Here is a 15,344-nt window from a genome sequence, read left to right as displayed (position 1 = left end):
GCACCCGGCCGGAGTACGTCTCCCCGCACGGCCCGGAGGTCGACGCGCGGGAGCGGAAGCGGGACCCGGGGCCCGTGCGGCGGTTCCGGCTGACCGCCACCGCGACCACGCTGGACATCGGCGCCCGCAAGGTGAAGTCCTGGGCGTACGAGGACCAGGTGCCGGGCCAGGAGATCCGCGTGACCGCGGGCGACACGGTCGCGCTCACCCTGGCCAACAACCTGCCGCAGTCCACCACGCTGCACTGGCACGGCATCCGGCTGCGCAACGACATGGACGGCGTCCCCGGGGTGACCCAGCGGCCGATCAGGACCGGCGCCTCCTTCGACTACCGCTTCACGGCGCTCTTCCCGGGCACCTACTGGATCCATCCGCACTCGGGCGTCCAGCTGGACCGGGGGCTGTACGCACCGCTGATCGTGGAGGACCCGAAGGAGCCCCTGGCGTACGACAAGGAGTGGGTCGTCGTCATCGACGACTGGCTCGACGGGGTGGGCGGACGCACCCCGGACAAGGTCCTGAAACAGCTGAACGGCGGCAAGGGCGCCCACGCCATGGACGACGACGGCGAGGGCAAGGGCGACGGCAAGGGCCGTAAGGACACCAAGGGCGGCAAGGGCGGCGGCAAGGAGGGCGGTGAGGCCGATGCCAAGGGGGCGGCGGCCCGGGGCGGTGCGCGGGGCGGCGGGCCCCGGGCTTCGGCGCGGCGCGGGGCCGCGCCGGCGGAGAGCGAACTGCTGGGCGGCCACGCGGGCGACGTCACCTACCCCTACTACCTGGTCAACGGGCGCAGCCCGGAGTCCCCGCAGGTTTTCCGCGCCAAGCGCGGCGACCGGGTCCGCATCCGCATCATCAACGCGGGCGGCGACACCGCCTTCCGCGTCGCCCTCGGCGGTCACCGGATGACCGTCACCCACACCGACGGCTACCCCGTCGTACCGGCCCGGACGGACGCGCTGCTGCTGGGCATGGGCGAGCGCTACGACGTCCTGGTCACCGTCAAGGACGGGGTCTTCCCGCTCGCCGTCCTGGCCGAGGGCAAGGGCCGGTCCACGATGGCGGTGCTGCGCACCCGCGGCAAGAACCCCGTGAAGCTCCCGCGCCCCAAGGAACTGGACGGCAAGCTGCTCACCGCGGCCCAGCTGAAGGCGGCGGAAGAGGTGCGGCTGACGCCCAAGGAGCCCGACCGCATCATCCGGATGCGGCTCACCGGCTCGATGCGCCGGTTCGACTGGGCGATCAACGGCCGGCCGTACGACCCCTCGCAGCGCTATCCGGTGCGGGCCGGTGAGCGGGTCCGGCTGTCCTTCATCAACGGCACCACGATGTGGCATCCGGTCCATCTGCACGGCCACACCTTCGCGCTGCCGGACGGCGGCCCCCGTAAGGACACCACGGTCCTGCTGCCGCACCACAAGGTGAACGTGGACTTCGACGCCGACAACCCCGGACTGTGGATGGTCCACTGCCACAACGTCTACCACTCGGAGTCCGGGATGATGACCATCCTCGGTTACCGGAAGTAGCCCCTGGAACGGAGAAGGCCCGGCCTCTTTACTCCCACCGCCCGGCCCGCCCGGGCCGCCCCGGGACCGGGGCGGAAACCCCCGGGGCCGGGCGGCGTGAGAAGGAAGACACCCCCGGCTATCGCGTCAGACAGACGATTACACTGGGCGCGTGCCTCAACTTCGCCTCGCTCTGAACCAGATCGACTCGACCGTCGGCGACCTCGCCGGCAACACCGAGTCGATACTCCACTGGACCCGGCACTCCGCCGAGCAGGGCGCCCACCTGGTGGCGTTCCCCGAGATGGTGCTGACCGGCTACCCCGTCGAGGACCTGGCACTGCGCTCGTCCTTCGTCGAGGCGTCGCGCTCCGCGCTGCGCTCGCTCGCCGAGCGGCTGGACGCCGAGGGGCTGGGCGAGGTGCCGGTGGTCGTCGGCTACCTCGACCGCAGCGAGCGCGCCCGGCGGTACGGCCAGCCGGCCGGCTCCCCGCAGAACGCGGGCGCCGTGCTGCACCGGGGCACGGTCGCCCTGACCTTCGCCAAGCACCATCTGCCGAACTACGGCGTCTTCGACGAGTTCCGCTACTTCGTGCCCGGCGACACCCTGCCCATGGTGCGCGTCCACGGCGTCGACGTCGCGCTCGCCATCTGCGAGGACCTGTGGCAGGACGGCGGCCGGGTGCCGGCCGCCTGCGCGGCGGGGGCCGGGCTGCTGCTGTCGATCAACGCCTCACCGTACGAGCGGGAGAAGGACGACACCCGGCTGGAGCTGGTGCGCAAGCGGGCCCAGGAGGCGGGCTGCACCACCGCGTATCTGGCGATGATCGGCGGCCAGGACGAGCTGGTCTTCGACGGCGACTCGATCGTCGTGGACCGGAACGGCGACGTCATCGCCCGCGCCCCGCAGTTCGCGGAGGGGTGTGTGCTGCTCGACCTCGACCTGCCCGCCGCCGATCCGGACTCCGTCCCCGAGGGGGTCGTGGACGACGGGCTCCGCATCGAGCACGTCACCCTCTCCGCCGACCCGCTCCCCCGCTACGAGGCGGAGCTGGCGGGCGGCGAGGCCGAGCGGCTGGGGGACGACGAGGAGGTCTACACGGCGCTGGTCGTGGGGCTGCGGGCCTATGTGGCCAAGAACGGTTTCCGCAGCGTCCTGATCGGGCTCTCCGGCGGGATCGACTCCGCGCTCGTCGCCGCCATCGCCTGTGACGCGGTCGGCGCGCAGAACGTGTACGGCGTCGCCATGCCCTCGCGCTACTCCTCCGAGCACTCGATCACCGACGCCACCGAACTGGCACGGCGCACCGGGCTCAACTTCCGCACGGTGTCGATCGCCCCGATGTTCGACGCCTATATGGACGCCCTGCGTCTCACCGGGCTGGCCGAGGAGAACCTGCAGTCGCGGCTGCGCGGCACGATGCTGATGGCGATCTCCAACCAGGAGGGCCACATCGTCCTCGCCCCGGGCAACAAGTCCGAGCTGGCCTGCGGATACTCCACGCTCTACGGGGACTCGGTCGGCGCCTACGGCCCGATCAAGGACGTCTACAAGACGTCCATCTTCCGGCTGGCGAAATGGCGTAACCGTGCGGCGGAAGAGCGGGGCCAGACCCCGCCCATCCCCGAGAACTCGATCACCAAGCCGCCGAGCGCCGAGCTGCGCCCCGGCCAGGTGGACACCGATTCCCTCCCGGATTACGACGTCCTCGACCGGATCCTGGAGCTGTACGTGGACCGGGACCAGGGGCATGCGGAGATCGTCGCGGCGGGCTTCGACGACACGCTGGTCACCCGGATCCTGCGGCTGGTCGACACGGCGGAGTACAAGCGGCGTCAGTACCCGCCGGGCACGAAGATCTCCGCGAAGGGCTTCGGCAAGGACCGCCGGCTGCCCATCACCAACCGCTGGCGGGAACACACCTGAGCCGGACCGGACCGAACGGGCCAGGGCAGGGCCCCCGCCGGTGGCGGGGGCCCTGCCCTGGCCGCTTTCCTGCCGCTTTCCTGGCCGCTGCCGGCTGGCCACTGCCGGCTGGCCACTGCCGGCTGGCCGCTGTCGGCTGGCCGCCGTCGGCTGGCCGCCGTCGGGTCGCGCGCTCAGCGCACCTCGGACAGCTGCGGCAGCGGCTCGCTGCTCGCCACGACCCGCGAGCCGCTCGCCGGGTCCCGGTCGGTCAGCCCCGCGATCAGCGCGATCGCGAGACCGATCACCGCCAGCACCGCGCCGACCAGCGTCGGGGAGGTCCAGCCCCAGCCCGCCGCGATGGCGACACCGCCGAGCCACGCGCCACCGGCGTTGGCGAGGTTGAAGGCGGAGTGGTTGGAGGCCGAGGCCAGCGTGGGGGCGTGCCGGGCCTTGTTCATCACCAGCATCTGCAGCGGGGTGGTGGTCATGAAGCCGACCGCGCCCAGCACCACGACCGACAGCAGCGCGGCCCACTTCGTGTGCACCGTGATGTCGAAGACCACGAGCATGGCGGCCAGCGCGGCCAGCGAACCGTACAGCGTCGGCCGCAGCGCCCGGTCGGTCAGCGGACCGGCGATCAGGGCGCCCAGCGTCATGCCGATGCCGAACAGCGCCAGCACCAGGGTGACCGTCGACTCACCGAACCCGGTGACCTCGGTCATCATCGAGGCCAGGTAGCTGTAGACGGCGAAGACGCCGGCGAAGCCGAAGACTGCGGTCAGCAGACCCAGCACCACCTGCCGGTTGCGCAGCGCGCCGAGTTCCTGGCGCAGACCGCCGTGCTGTTCGTCAGCGACCTGCGGGACGAGCCGGGCGAGCGAGGCCATGGCGACCACGCCGATCCCGGCGACGACCAGGAAGGTCGCCCGCCAGCCGAGGTGCTGGCCGAGGAGGGTGGCCACCGGCACGCCGACGATGTTGGCGATCGTCAGCCCCAGGAACATGGTGGCGACCGCGCGGGCCCGCCGGTCCTCGGTCACCAGCCGCGCGGCGACCACCGCGCCGACGCCGAAGAAGGCGCCGTGGGGCAGCCCGGCGAGCACCCGGCCCGCGATCAGCAGCCCGAAGCTGGGGGCGAAGGCGGAGGCGAGGTTGCCCACCGTGAAGAGCGCCATGAGCAGCACCAGCATCCGCTTGCGCGGGAGGCGGGAACCGAGGGCGGTCAGCAGCGGAGCGCCCACCACGACTCCGATGGCGTAGGCGGAGACGAGGTATCCGGCCGTGGGCACGGAGGTGCCCAGATCGTTCGCGACGTTGGGCAGCAGGCCCATCATCACGAATTCGGTAGTACCAATGCCGAAGGCGCTCACAGCGAGGGCGAGCAGGGCCAGGGGCATGAGAGACCTTTCAAACGAAGGAGAAGTGTGCAGGGATACGTATGTTCCCTAGCTGAACAAAGTCTCTCACGCCGAATGTTCCCGAGGACGATCCCAAGATGAACAGCACGTAAGATCTCGCCGGTCATCCGTGAGCTCGGTCACCCCCGGGCCCTGGCCGCCCCCGCCCGCCGCCGGAATCCGGCTCAGTAGTCGACCGACGCCGCCACCGGAAGGTGGTCGCTGCCGGTCCGGGCCAGCGTCCACGCCGAGACCGGGGCCACCCCCCGCACCATGATCTGGTCGATCCGCGCCATCGGGAACGAGGCGGGCCAGCTGAAGCCGAAGCCGTCGCCCGCCGCGCCCTGGGCGGACCGCATCTGCGCGGTGACGGGGGCGAGCGCCCGGTCGTTCATGGTGCCGTTCAGATCGCCGAGCAGGATCACCTTGTCGAGCGGCTCCCGGGAGATGGCCTCGCCCAGCGCGCGGGCGCTGGCGTCCCGCTGTCCGGCGGTGAAGCCCGCGTTGAACTTCACCCGCACCGAGGGCAGGTGCGCCACGTAGACGCCGATCCGGCCGTGCGGTGTGCCGACGACGGTGCGCAGCGCCCGCGTCCAGCCCAGCTTGATGTCCACCGGCTTGGTGCCGGACAGCGGGTACTTGCTCCACAGCCCCACCGTGCCCTGCACCGTGTGGTAGCGGTAGGTGCCCGCCAGCGCCCGCTCGTACGCCGGTACGGCCGCACTGGTCAGCTCCTCCAGCGCCACCACATCGGCGCCCGAGGCGGCCACCTCCTCGGCGGTGCCCGACGGATCGGCGTTGTCCGCGTTGACGTTGTGGGTGACCACGGTCAGCTCACCGCCGCTGCCGGACTTGTCGGAGAACATCAGCCCACCGAAGAGGTTCAGCCAGACCGTCACGGGCAGCACCAGGGCCAGCACCGCGCTCGCCGACCGCCGCACCAGACCGAGCACCAGCAGCACCGGAAGGGCCAGGCCCAGCCACGGCAGGAAGGTCTCCAGCAGGGAGCCGAGGTTGCCCACCCGGTTGGGGACATCGGCGTGGAAGATCATGATCAGGGCCAGCAGGACCGCGATCCCCGCCAGCACCAGTCCGCGCCGCCAGATCCCGCGATCGTTCCGGAGCCGGTCGAGCAGGCGGCCGATCCGGGAGCCCGATGGCCGGGGCGCGTCGTCCCCGAGCTGTCGTGTCTCCTGCGTGTACGCCTGCGTCATTCGCTGTCCCTCACTGCCTCAACTACCGCGCCTTGGGCTATGACCATAGGTGATGACCAGGGCTTTCCCGACGCCCCCAAAAAGGCTCCCCGCACGAGGACGTCACGGCGTAGGCCGGGAGTTCCGCATCCCGGGCACACCAGTGGCCGTTGTGACACACCACGCACAAACCGTCAGCCCCGTGGGGAGACCCCCGCGAGCACCGTATCGACGATCCGCTCGGCCAGTCCCTCGGGCAGCTCCTTCCACTCGTGGAGCATGGCGCGGGAGAGCATCGGGCCGGTGAAGAGGTCGGCGAGCAGCTCCAGATCCACGTCGTCGCGGATCTCACCGCTCTCCCGACCCCGCCGCAGCACGGCGCGCAGACTCGCGCGGCGGGCCGCTATGACGTTCTCGTCGTAGGCCCGCCACAGCTCGTTGTGCGCGTGCATCTGGGTGACCAGGCTGCGCAGCAGGGCGGAGTTGCGCTTGGCGAGCCCGCGCCGGCGCATGAACTCCAGGATGGTGACGAGGTCGTCGCGCACCGAGACCCCGGCGGGCTCGGGGCTGGGCTCCTCGAGGGAGCGCAGCACGTCGAGCATCAGCGCGTCCTTGCCCGGCCAGCGGCGGTACACGGTGGCCTTGCCGACGCCCGCCTCACGGGCGATCCCCTCGATCGACAGCCCGCCGACCGAGGCGCCCTCCTCCAGCAGCCGCAGCGCGGCCTCGATGATCGCGGCGTCGGTGGCGGGGCTGCGGGGACGGCCGCGCAGTCGGGGTTCGGTGCGCTCCGGTGCGGTCATCGGTCGGCCGACGCCTCCTCCCGGGGGCGCGGCCGACCGCCGCCTTCGGCCTGGCCGGACGCGCCCTTGCCGGGCAGGAAGGCCAGGACGACCAGCGCGCCGACGAGAGCGACGCCCGCCGAACCGAGCGCGGTGACGTGCATGGCGTGGACGAAGGCGTCCTGGGCCGGGCCCACCAGCGCCTGGCCCCTGGGCCCCAGCTTCTCGGCGACCCCCAGCGTGGCCTCGACGGACTCGCCCGCCGAGTGCCGTACGGAGTCGGGCAGTCCGGGCACCGCGGCGAGGGTGTCCCGGATGCCGTCGCGGTAGGTGGTGGAGAGCACCGAGCCGAGCACGGCGACCCCGAGCGCGCCCCCGACCTGCCGGAAGGTGTTGTTCAGCGCCGAGCCGGAACCGGCCTTCTGACGCGGCAGCGTCTGCATGATCGCGGTGGTCACCGGCGGCATGATATGCGCCATGCCGGCCCCCTGTGCGAAGAACAGCACCTCGAGCAGGACGATGGGGGTGTCCACGTCCAGCAGCAGGAACCCCGACATGGTGGCGGCCACCAGCAGCATCCCGCCGGTGCACACCGCGCGGGCGCCGAACCGCTCGACGACCAGCCGGGCGCGCGGGGCGAAGATCAGCTGGGCCACGGCCAGCGGCAGGATCAGCAGCCCGGATTCGAGCGCGCTGTAGCCGCGCACGCTCTGGGTGTAGAAGACCATGAAGAAGGTCACGCCCATGAGGGCGAAGAAGACCAGGGCGACGGCGGCGATGGCGGCGGAGAAGGCGGGCCGCCGGAAGTAGCCGACATCGATGGCCGGGTGGTCGCTGCGCTTCTCGTGCAGGACGAACAGGACCAGGACGACGAGTCCGGCGCCGATGGAGCCCAGCACCGGGGCGTCGGTGAAGTCGGCGAGCTGGCCGCCCTTGATGATGCCGTAGACCAGCAGCACGAGCCCGACGACGGACAGCAGCACCCCCAGCGGGTCCAGCCGGCCGGGCGCGGGGTCCTTGGAGTCGGGCACGAGCGCCACCATCGCCACCAGTCCGGCGATCACGATCGGTACGTTGACGAAGAAGACCGAACCCCACCAGAAGTGCTCGAGCAGCAGTCCGCCGGTGATCGGGCCGATGGCGATGGCCAGGCCCACCGCGGCGACCCAGATGCCGATCGCCTTGGCCTGTTCCTCGCGTTCGAAGACGTTGACCAGGATGGCGAGGGTCGCGGGCATCACGAAGGCGGCGCCCAGCCCCATCACCGCCCGGAACCCGATGAGCTCACCGGGCGACCCGGAGAAGGCGGCGAGCACCGAGCCCACGCCGAACACCGCCATCCCGCCGAGCAGGACCTTCTTGCGGCCCAGCCGGTCGCCGAGCAGCCCCGCGGTGAACAGCAGCCCGGCGAAGACCAGCGTGTAGGCGTTGATCGCCCACTCGAGCTGGCTCTGGGTGGCGCCGAGCCCGGTGGGCTTCGGTGTGGCGATGGTCTTCATCGCCACGTTGAGGATCGAGTTGTCGAGGACGACGACCAGGACGCTGACCATCAGGACGACGAGGATCGCCCAGCGCCTGCGGTGGACCGCCTCGGGGACGCCGGACCCGGCCGGGGCCCCTCGGGTGCCGGAAGGGGTTGCCATACCGCCAAGGCTAGGCGGGTAACGATACGAGACCGTCTCGTATTGGAAAGTCTTTGCGAGGGTTTGGCCGACCGGCGCGCGAGGGTTCGGCCCACTGGCCCGGCCCGTCCCGGCCACGCGTCGGGACGGGCCGGGCCGAGTCCCGGACGCGTGGCCGGGACGGGCCGTGACGAAAGTGGCCGGGGAGGACCCGGACGAGAGTGGCCGGGAAGGGCCAGGCCGAGTCCCGGACGCGTGGCCGGGAAGGACCGTGACGAAAGTGGCCGGGGAGGGCCCGGACGCGTGGCCGCGGTCACCGCACCGGAACTTACGGCCCACTTTCGCCCCGGCAGGAGCCGTGCCAGCATGGGGGTGGTCCGGGGACGCCGTCAGGGCGCCTCGAGATGATGAACAGGAGCCGTAGCGATGACGCACGTCACCCCTGCGCGGAAACAGTCCGGCACATCGCTCTACGGGGGCACCAGCTCCCGCCGTATCACCGTCCGTGACATCGCGGCCGCCAAGGAGCGCGGCGAGAAGTGGCCGATGCTCACCGCCTATGACGCGATGACCGCGTCCGTCTTCGACCAGGCGGGCATCCCGGTCCTGCTGGTCGGCGACTCGATGGGCAACTGCCACCTGGGGTACGAGTCCACCGTGCCCGTCACCATGGACGAGATCGCGCTGCTGTCCGCCGCCGTGGTCCGTGGCACCCGTCGCTCCCTGGTCGTCGGCGATCTGCCGTTCGGCTCGTACCAGGAGGGCCCGGTGCAGGCGCTGCGCAACGCCACCCGCCTGGTCAAGGAGGCGGGCGTGGGCGCGGTGAAGCTGGAGGGCGGGGAGCGCTCCGCCGACCAGATCGAGCTGCTGGTGCGGTCCGGCGTCCCGGTCATGGCCCACATCGGCCTGACCCCGCAGTCCGTCAACGCCTACGGCGGCTATCCCGTCCAGGGGCGCGGCGAGGAGGCGGCCCAGCAGCTGCTGCGCGACGCCAAGGCGGTCCAGGACGCGGGCGCCTTCGCGGTCGTCCTGGAACTGGTCCCGGCCGAGCTGGCCGCCGAGGTGACCCGGTCGCTGCACATCCCCACCGTCGGCATCGGCGCCGGTCCGGACTGCGACGGCCAGGTCCTGGTGTGGACGGACATGGCGGGCATGACCGACGGCCGGGTGCCGCGCTTCGTCAAGCAGTACGCACAGCTGCGGCAGGGTCTGGGCGACGCGGCCCGGGCCTTCGCGGAGGATGTCGTCGGCGGGGCCTACCCGGCCGAGGAGCACTCCTTCCACTAGCCGGCGAGTTCGGTCCAGTCGGCGAGTTCCACCAGTCGGCGAAGTCCGCCAGTCGGCGAGTTCCACCAGCCGGCGAGTTCCACCAGCCGACGAGAAGCCACTGCGGTATAACGGCAGCCCGCCGATCTTCCCCCGTCGGCGGGCTGTCCACCGCCTGTCGGCGGTCTGTCGGTGGCGGCTGTCATCGTGGAGCCATGACGCGACGGGAACACAGGATCAGGGACGGCAACGCCGTCGAAGTACGGGGGCTGGTCAAGCACTTCGGCGACACCAAGGCCGTCGACGGAGTGGATCTGGACGTGCCGGAGGGCACCGTCCTCGGGGTGCTCGGTCCCAATGGCGCCGGTAAGACCACACTTGTCCGCTGTCTGTCCACCCTGCTGACGCCGGACGCCGGCACCGCCACGGTGGCCGGGTACGACGTGGTGCGCCAGCCCCGGCAGCTGCGCCGCACCATCGGGCTGACCGGGCAGTACGCCTCGGTCGACGACAAGCTCCCCGGCTGGGAGAACCTCTACATGATCGGGCGGCTGCTCGACCTCTCCCGCAAGGAGGCCCGGGCGCGGGCGGACGCCATGCTCGAGCGGTTCTCGCTCACCGAGGCCGGCAAGCGCCGCGTGCGCACCTACTCCGGCGGTATGCGCCGTCGGCTCGACCTCGCCGCGTCCATGATCGGCCGCCCCTCGGTCCTCTATCTGGACGAGCCGACGACCGGTCTGGACCCGCACTCCCGCAACGAGGTGTGGGACGAGGTCCGGCGGATGGTCGCGGACGGCGCCACCGTGCTGCTGACCACGCAGTACATGGAGGAGGCCGAGCAGCTCGCCGACAACCTCACGGTGATCGACCGGGGCAGGGTCATCGCCGAGGGCCGGGTGAACGAGCTCAAGGCCAAGATCGGCGGCCGCACCCTGCAGATCCGCCCGTCCGACCCCGGCGAGGTGCGGCGGATGGTCGACGCCATCGCCCAGGCGGGGCTCGACGGTGTCGGCGGCGCGACCGCGGACACCGAGGAGGGCCTGGTCAACGTGCCGATCATCAGCGACGAGCAGCTGACCGCCCTGATCGGTCTGCTCGGTGAGCGCGGTTTCACGATCTCCGGGATCGACACCCATCTGCCCAGCCTGGACGAGGTGTTCCTGGCCATCACCGGCCGGAAGGCGTCCACACCGCAGGACGAGAAGGCCCTTGAGGAGGTCGCCCTATGAGTGCGGCAACGATGACCGCGCCGGTGCCTGGCAAGACCGACGACGGCAGGATCGGACTGCGCGCCAATCTGCGCCACATCGGCGCGCTGGCGCGGCGCAACTTCATGCAGATCCGGAACGAACCGTTCTCGATGTTCGACGCCCTGGCGATGCCGGTCGTCTTCTCGCTGCTGTTCACCTACGTCTTCGGTGGCGCGATGACGGGCGGCAACCGGTCGGAGTACGTCAACTACTTCATTCCCGGTCTGATGGCGATGGGCGGGCTCAACATCGCCATGTCGATCGGCAGCGGCGTCAATGACGACTTCAACAAGGGTGTCATGGACCGCTTCCGCACTCTGCCGATCGCCCGCTCCTCGGTGCTGATCGCCAAGCTGGTCGTGGAGAGCAGCCGGATGCTGGTGTCCACCGTCATCCTGATGATCATGGGCTTCATCCAGGGCTTCGAGCTCAAGACCGGGCCGCTGGAGCTGCTGGCCGCGGTGGTGCTGGCCCTGGTCTTCGGATCCTCGCTGACCTGGATCTTCATGCTGCTGGGGATGTCGCTGCCCACCCCGCAGGCGGTCAGCGGCATGGGCTTCCTGGTGATCATGCCCCTTCAGTTCGGCTCGTCCATCTTCGCCCCGACCGCCACCATGCCGGACTGGCTGGAGTCCTTCACCGAGTACAACCCGCTGTCCCGGCTCGCGGACGCCGCACGGGCGCTGACCAGCGGCCATGGCGCGGTGGCCGAACCGGTGACGGTGACCTTGGCGTGGGCGGTGGGCATCACGGTGATCGTGGCGCCGCTCGCGGTGCGCAAGTTCCGCAACAAGACGAGCTGACGGCCCACGGTCGACGGCCCATGGCCCATGGCCCCGGTCGTCGGGGATGGCCGCGCCGCACGGGAGGCGGCACGGCCATCCGACGACCACCCGCCCCGGCGCGGCGCCGGTCCGGGGTGGGTGCTACGGGCCGGAGCCGGGCACTACAGGCCGGGACGGGCAGTTGCCGGACCGGAGCCGGGCACCCACAGGCCGTGCCGGGCACCACGGGCCCAAGCGGGCGCTACGGGCCCGGATGGGCACTACGAGCAGGGCCCAGCGGGCACGCGCCGGACCAGGGCCGGACACCACCGGCCCAAGCAAGCACTACCGGCCCGGAACGAGCACAACGCGCCAGGGCCCAACGGGCACGCACCGGGCCGGGGCGGGCACCACGGGCCCAAGCAAGCACTACCGGCCCGGAACGGGCACAACGCGCCCAGGCAGGCTCAACCAGCCCAGGCGGGCACGTGCGGGCCGGGGCCGCGTGACGGGCCGGAACTGGGCTACAGGCCCACGTGGGCGCCAAGGGCCGGGGCAGGCGCCGCGAGCCCAGGCGAGCCCCCGCAGACCGGGACCGGCGCTGCAGGCCCGAGCAGGCGCCGCAAGCCGGACCGGCACAGCGCGCACAGGCGGGCGCCGCAGGCCCGGACGGCGAAACGAGCCCACGTGAGCGCCGCCTGCGAGCGCCACGGGCCGGGGCGGGCACGGGAGGGCGCTGCGGGCCGGGGGCGGGCGCCGCGGGCCAGGGGGGCATGGGCCGGGACTGGTGCCGGGGCGGGCCGCTCAGACCAGCGCGACGGCCTCCTCCAGGCTGAGGCGGAACCCCTCGGCGTAGACCCGCTCGTACGTGGCGTCCCCGAGTTGGGCCCGCGCCGCGGCCTCGGTCCGCTCCCGGCCCGTCCGTTCGCTGGCGGAGAGCCGGTAGGACTGCGGCCTGCGCAGCGCGTCGTACGCCCCCACCAGCCGCGCCGCGACCTCGGCCTGCTCCGACCCGCCGAGGTCGCTCAGCGCCTCGGCGGCGGTCAGCAGTTGCATCACCGGCATGAACGGCGCGATCAGCCCCGGCACCCGGCCGGTCGTCTTCGCCAGCGCGCCGCGCACGGTCACCAGGGCGTCCGCCGGCCGGCCCTCCCTCAGGCCCAGCCAGGCCAGCATCCCCTCCGCCATGCCCTCGAACAGGCGCATCCCACGGCTCTCGAACTCCCTGTGCAACGCGGTCAGCAGGTCCCGCGCCTCCGCCAGGCGGCCCGTACTGCCGTAGTGCTGCGCCAGGTGGATCCGGGCGTACGACAGCGGCTCGCTGCCCACGTGCTGCCCGTGCTCGACCACCTCGCGCAGGATGCGCACGCCCTCCGCGACCTCCTCCTCGGTCCCGAACTCCACGAACACCCCGGCCAGCCGGGACCGGAGCAGCAACACCTGTTCATGGGCGCCCAGTTCCTGGGCCCAGCGGATCGCCGCGCGGTAGTCCTCGACCGCGGCCGCGCCCTCGCCGAGCTGCTCCCGCGTCTCGCCGCGGCCGGACAGCGCTTCCGCCGCTCCCCACGCGTCACCGAGTCTGAGGAAGATCTCCAGACTTTCGTCGGCGTCGTCGGTCGCGCCCTGGTCCAGTCCGCTCCGCTCGTGGCGCAGCTTGGCGCGCAACTGCAGGGTGAACGCCAGCTCCCAGGTGTAGCCCAGCTCCCGGCAGGTGCGCACCGCCTCGTCGGCCATCTCATGCATCAGGGCGAAGTCGCCCTTGAGGAGCACCGCGAAGAACCACAGGACGCCCGGGAGGCGGCAGGTCTGCGGCAGCCCCGGCTGGTAGGCGGCGACGATCCCCTCCAACTCGCGCTGGATGTCGTCGCCCGCCATGGCCTGCAAGTCGCCCTCGATGTTGGCCAGCGCGAACAGCCGCACCCCCCGGCGCGCCTCGGTCAGCAGTTCGGGTGCCATCGGCGGCGGGGCGGCGATGCAGCTGACGTACAGCGGGGGCGCGGGTGCCACGGGCGGTGCGAAGGGGCTCGGGCCGAGCTCCGCCGCGGCGACCGCCCAGTGCCGCGCCTCGCCGCGGTGGCCGCGCAGATACCAGAACCAGCCGAGCGAGAGCACCAGGCACAGCGCCTCCTGCTCGTCGCGGTCGGCCACGGCCCGGCGCAGCGCGGTGCGCAGGTTCTCGTACTCGGTCTCCAGCCGGTCCAGCCAGTGGCGCTGCGCGGGGCCGCGCAGCAGCGGATCGGCGGTACGGGCCAGCTCCCGGTAGGCGACCAGATGGCGCCGTTCGATCGCCGCCCGCTCACCGGACTCGTCCAGCCGCTCCGCCGCGTACTCGGCGACGGTCTCCAGCAGCCGGTACCGCATCTCCCCGGCCGTCCCGGGCGCGGTGACGACCAGCGATTTATCGACAAGGGAACCGAGCAGGGCGGCGACATCGCGGGGCTCCACGACCCCGGCAGGCCCGGCAAGTCCGGCAGCACCGGCAGGCCCGGCGGAACCGCCAGGACCAGCAGGACCGCTGGAGGCGCCGGTATGTCCGGCAGGACCAGCGGGCCCAGCGAAACCGGCGGGACCGGCAGGACCGGCGGCCCCTGAGAAACCGGCAGGCCCGGCGGAACCGGCAGGACCAGCGGGACCGGCGATCCCTGCGAAACCGGCAGGACCGGCAGGTCCAGCGGGCCCGGCAGGACCAGCGGGCCCGGCAGGACCGGCAGGACCAGCGGGCCCGGCAGGACCGCTGGAGGGGCCGGTGTGGCCGCACACCGCCTCCGCCGCGGCGAGGTCACAGCCGCCGGCGAAGACGGACAGCCGGGCGAGCACGGTGCGTTCGGGGGCGTCGAGGAGGTCCCAGGACCAGTCGACGACCGCCCGCAGGGTCTGCTGACGGGGCAGCGCCGTACGGCTGCCGCTGGTCAGCAGCCGGAAACGGTCGTCGAGACGGTCGGCGAGCTGCCGCGGGGTGAGCAGTCGCAGCCGGGCGGCGGCCAGTTCGATCGCCAGGGGCAGTCCGTCCAGGCGCCGGCAGATCTCGGCGCACGCGGCCGGGTCGTCCTCGGTACGGAAACCGGGCCGGGCCGCCGCGCCCCGGTCCTGGAGCAGCCGCAGCGCCACGGAATCGGGCAGCGGCTCCACGGGGCGCACCAACTCACCCGGAACGGCGAGGGGTTCGCGGCTGGTGGCCAGGATGGTGACACCGGGGCAGTGGGCGAGCAGGGTCTCGGCGAGGTGGGCCGCGGCCGCCACGAGGTGTTCGCAGTTGTCGAGCACGATCAGCATGCGGCGCGGGGCGCAGTGTTCGATGAGCCGGGCGCGTGGATCGTGCGCGGTCGGATCGGTCGCGGCGCGCAGCCCCTCCGTCGCCGTGCTGCGGATCACGGTCTCGCGCGCCCCGAGCGCGGTGAGGACCGCCTCGGGGACCATCTCGGGGTCGTCGACGGGCGCCAGCTCGGCCAGCCACACCCCGTCCGGCCAGGCGGCCGCGACCGACTCGGCGGCCTCCTGCGACAGCCGGGTCTTCCCGGCGCCGCCCGGCCCGAGAAGGGTGATCAGCCGGTGGTCGGCCAGATCGCCGCGCAGGCTCGCCAGATCGGCCTCGCGGCCGACGAAGCTGGTCAGCCGGGCCCGCAGATTGCCACCTCCGACGGGGGCGGGGGCGGGGG

Annotated in this window: 10 protein-coding genes; 5 read left to right on the top strand and 5 right to left on the bottom strand. The window is 72.2% G+C overall.

Annotated features, from left to right (window positions below; all coding sequences use genetic code 11):
• On the top strand, positions 1 to 1,526 hold a 1,526-nt coding region (locus tag AXW62_RS33670; protein ID WP_060947809.1), incomplete at its 5' end, for a multicopper oxidase family protein.
• 151 nt (positions 1,527 to 1,677) lie between these two features.
• Positions 1,678 to 3,432: an NAD+ synthase gene (locus tag AXW62_RS33665; RefSeq protein WP_060947808.1), complete on the top strand. Its 1,755-nt coding sequence runs from the start codon at positions 1,678 to 1,680 to the stop codon at positions 3,430 to 3,432.
• A gap of 173 nt (positions 3,433 to 3,605) precedes the next feature.
• Here the strand turns inward: AXW62_RS33665 and AXW62_RS33660 are convergent, their stop codons facing one another.
• The 4 genes from AXW62_RS33660 to AXW62_RS33645 all read right to left on the bottom strand — a co-directional run bounded on the left by AXW62_RS33660 (position 3,606) and on the right by AXW62_RS33645 (position 8,429).
• A complete protein-coding gene (locus tag AXW62_RS33660; RefSeq protein ID WP_060947807.1) occupies positions 3,606 to 4,811 on the bottom strand; it encodes an MFS transporter in 1,206 nt (401 codons plus the stop codon).
• A gap of 185 nt (positions 4,812 to 4,996) precedes the next feature.
• Positions 4,997 to 6,025, bottom strand: coding sequence for an endonuclease/exonuclease/phosphatase family protein (locus AXW62_RS33655; RefSeq protein ID WP_060947806.1), 1,029 nt, complete (start codon positions 6,023 to 6,025; stop codon positions 4,997 to 4,999).
• A gap of 173 nt (positions 6,026 to 6,198) precedes the next feature.
• Positions 6,199 to 6,807: a TetR/AcrR family transcriptional regulator gene (locus AXW62_RS33650; RefSeq protein WP_060947805.1), complete on the bottom strand. Its 609-nt coding sequence runs from the start codon at positions 6,805 to 6,807 to the stop codon at positions 6,199 to 6,201.
• A complete protein-coding gene (locus AXW62_RS33645) occupies positions 6,804 to 8,429 on the bottom strand; it encodes an MFS transporter (protein ID WP_060947804.1) in 1,626 nt (541 codons plus the stop codon). Before AXW62_RS33645 ends, AXW62_RS33650 begins: the two co-directional genes overlap by 4 nt.
• A gap of 405 nt (positions 8,430 to 8,834) precedes the next feature.
• Between AXW62_RS33645 and panB the strand changes: the two genes are divergently transcribed.
• The 3 genes from panB (at position 8,835) to AXW62_RS33630 (ending at position 11,727) form a co-directional block, all read left to right on the top strand.
• A complete protein-coding gene (gene panB / locus AXW62_RS33640; protein ID WP_060947803.1) occupies positions 8,835 to 9,695 on the top strand; it encodes a 3-methyl-2-oxobutanoate hydroxymethyltransferase in 861 nt (286 codons plus the stop codon).
• A 194-nt stretch (positions 9,696 to 9,889) separates the two neighbouring features.
• Positions 9,890 to 10,903 (top strand): ATP-binding cassette domain-containing protein, encoded by a 1,014-nt coding sequence (locus AXW62_RS33635; protein WP_060947802.1) that lies wholly within the window; start codon positions 9,890 to 9,892, stop codon positions 10,901 to 10,903.
• Positions 10,900 to 11,727: an ABC transporter permease gene (locus tag AXW62_RS33630; protein ID WP_060947801.1), complete on the top strand. Its 828-nt coding sequence runs from the start codon at positions 10,900 to 10,902 to the stop codon at positions 11,725 to 11,727. The genes AXW62_RS33635 and AXW62_RS33630 overlap by 4 nt, the downstream gene beginning before the upstream one ends.
• A gap of 765 nt (positions 11,728 to 12,492) precedes the next feature.
• On the opposite strand, the gene AXW62_RS41840 is transcribed toward AXW62_RS33630, so the two are convergent.
• Positions 12,493 to 15,344, bottom strand: a 2,852-nt coding sequence (locus tag AXW62_RS41840; protein ID WP_174556461.1) for an ATP-binding protein, incomplete at its 5' end; no start/stop codon positions are given.

Source organism: Streptomyces hygroscopicus subsp. hygroscopicus (assembly GCF_001553455.1).
Classification (GTDB): domain Bacteria; phylum Actinomycetota; class Actinomycetes; order Streptomycetales; family Streptomycetaceae; genus Streptomyces; species Streptomyces hygroscopicus.
The sequence above is the reverse complement of the archived record's forward strand: the minus strand, read 5'-3'. Positions and strand labels throughout refer to the sequence as shown.

Bases quoted from the DNA above. Each gene is read 5' to 3' on its own strand.
- AXW62_RS33660 (WP_060947807.1), bottom strand. From the start codon at position 4,811: ATGCCCCTGGCCCTGCTCGCCCTCGCTGTGAGCGCCTTCGGCATTGGT.
- AXW62_RS33630 (WP_060947801.1), top strand. From the start codon at position 10,900: ATGAGTGCGGCAACGATGACCGCGCCGGTGCCTGGCAAGACCGACGAC.
- AXW62_RS33645 (WP_060947804.1), bottom strand. From the start codon at position 8,429: ATGGCAACCCCTTCCGGCACCCGAGGGGCCCCGGCCGGGTCCGGCGTC.
- AXW62_RS33650 (WP_060947805.1), bottom strand. From the start codon at position 6,807: ATGACCGCACCGGAGCGCACCGAACCCCGACTGCGCGGCCGTCCCCGC.
- panB (WP_060947803.1), top strand. From the start codon at position 8,835: ATGACGCACGTCACCCCTGCGCGGAAACAGTCCGGCACATCGCTCTAC.
- AXW62_RS33635 (WP_060947802.1), top strand. From the start codon at position 9,890: ATGACGCGACGGGAACACAGGATCAGGGACGGCAACGCCGTCGAAGTA.
- AXW62_RS33655 (WP_060947806.1), bottom strand. From the start codon at position 6,025: ATGACGCAGGCGTACACGCAGGAGACACGACAGCTCGGGGACGACGCG.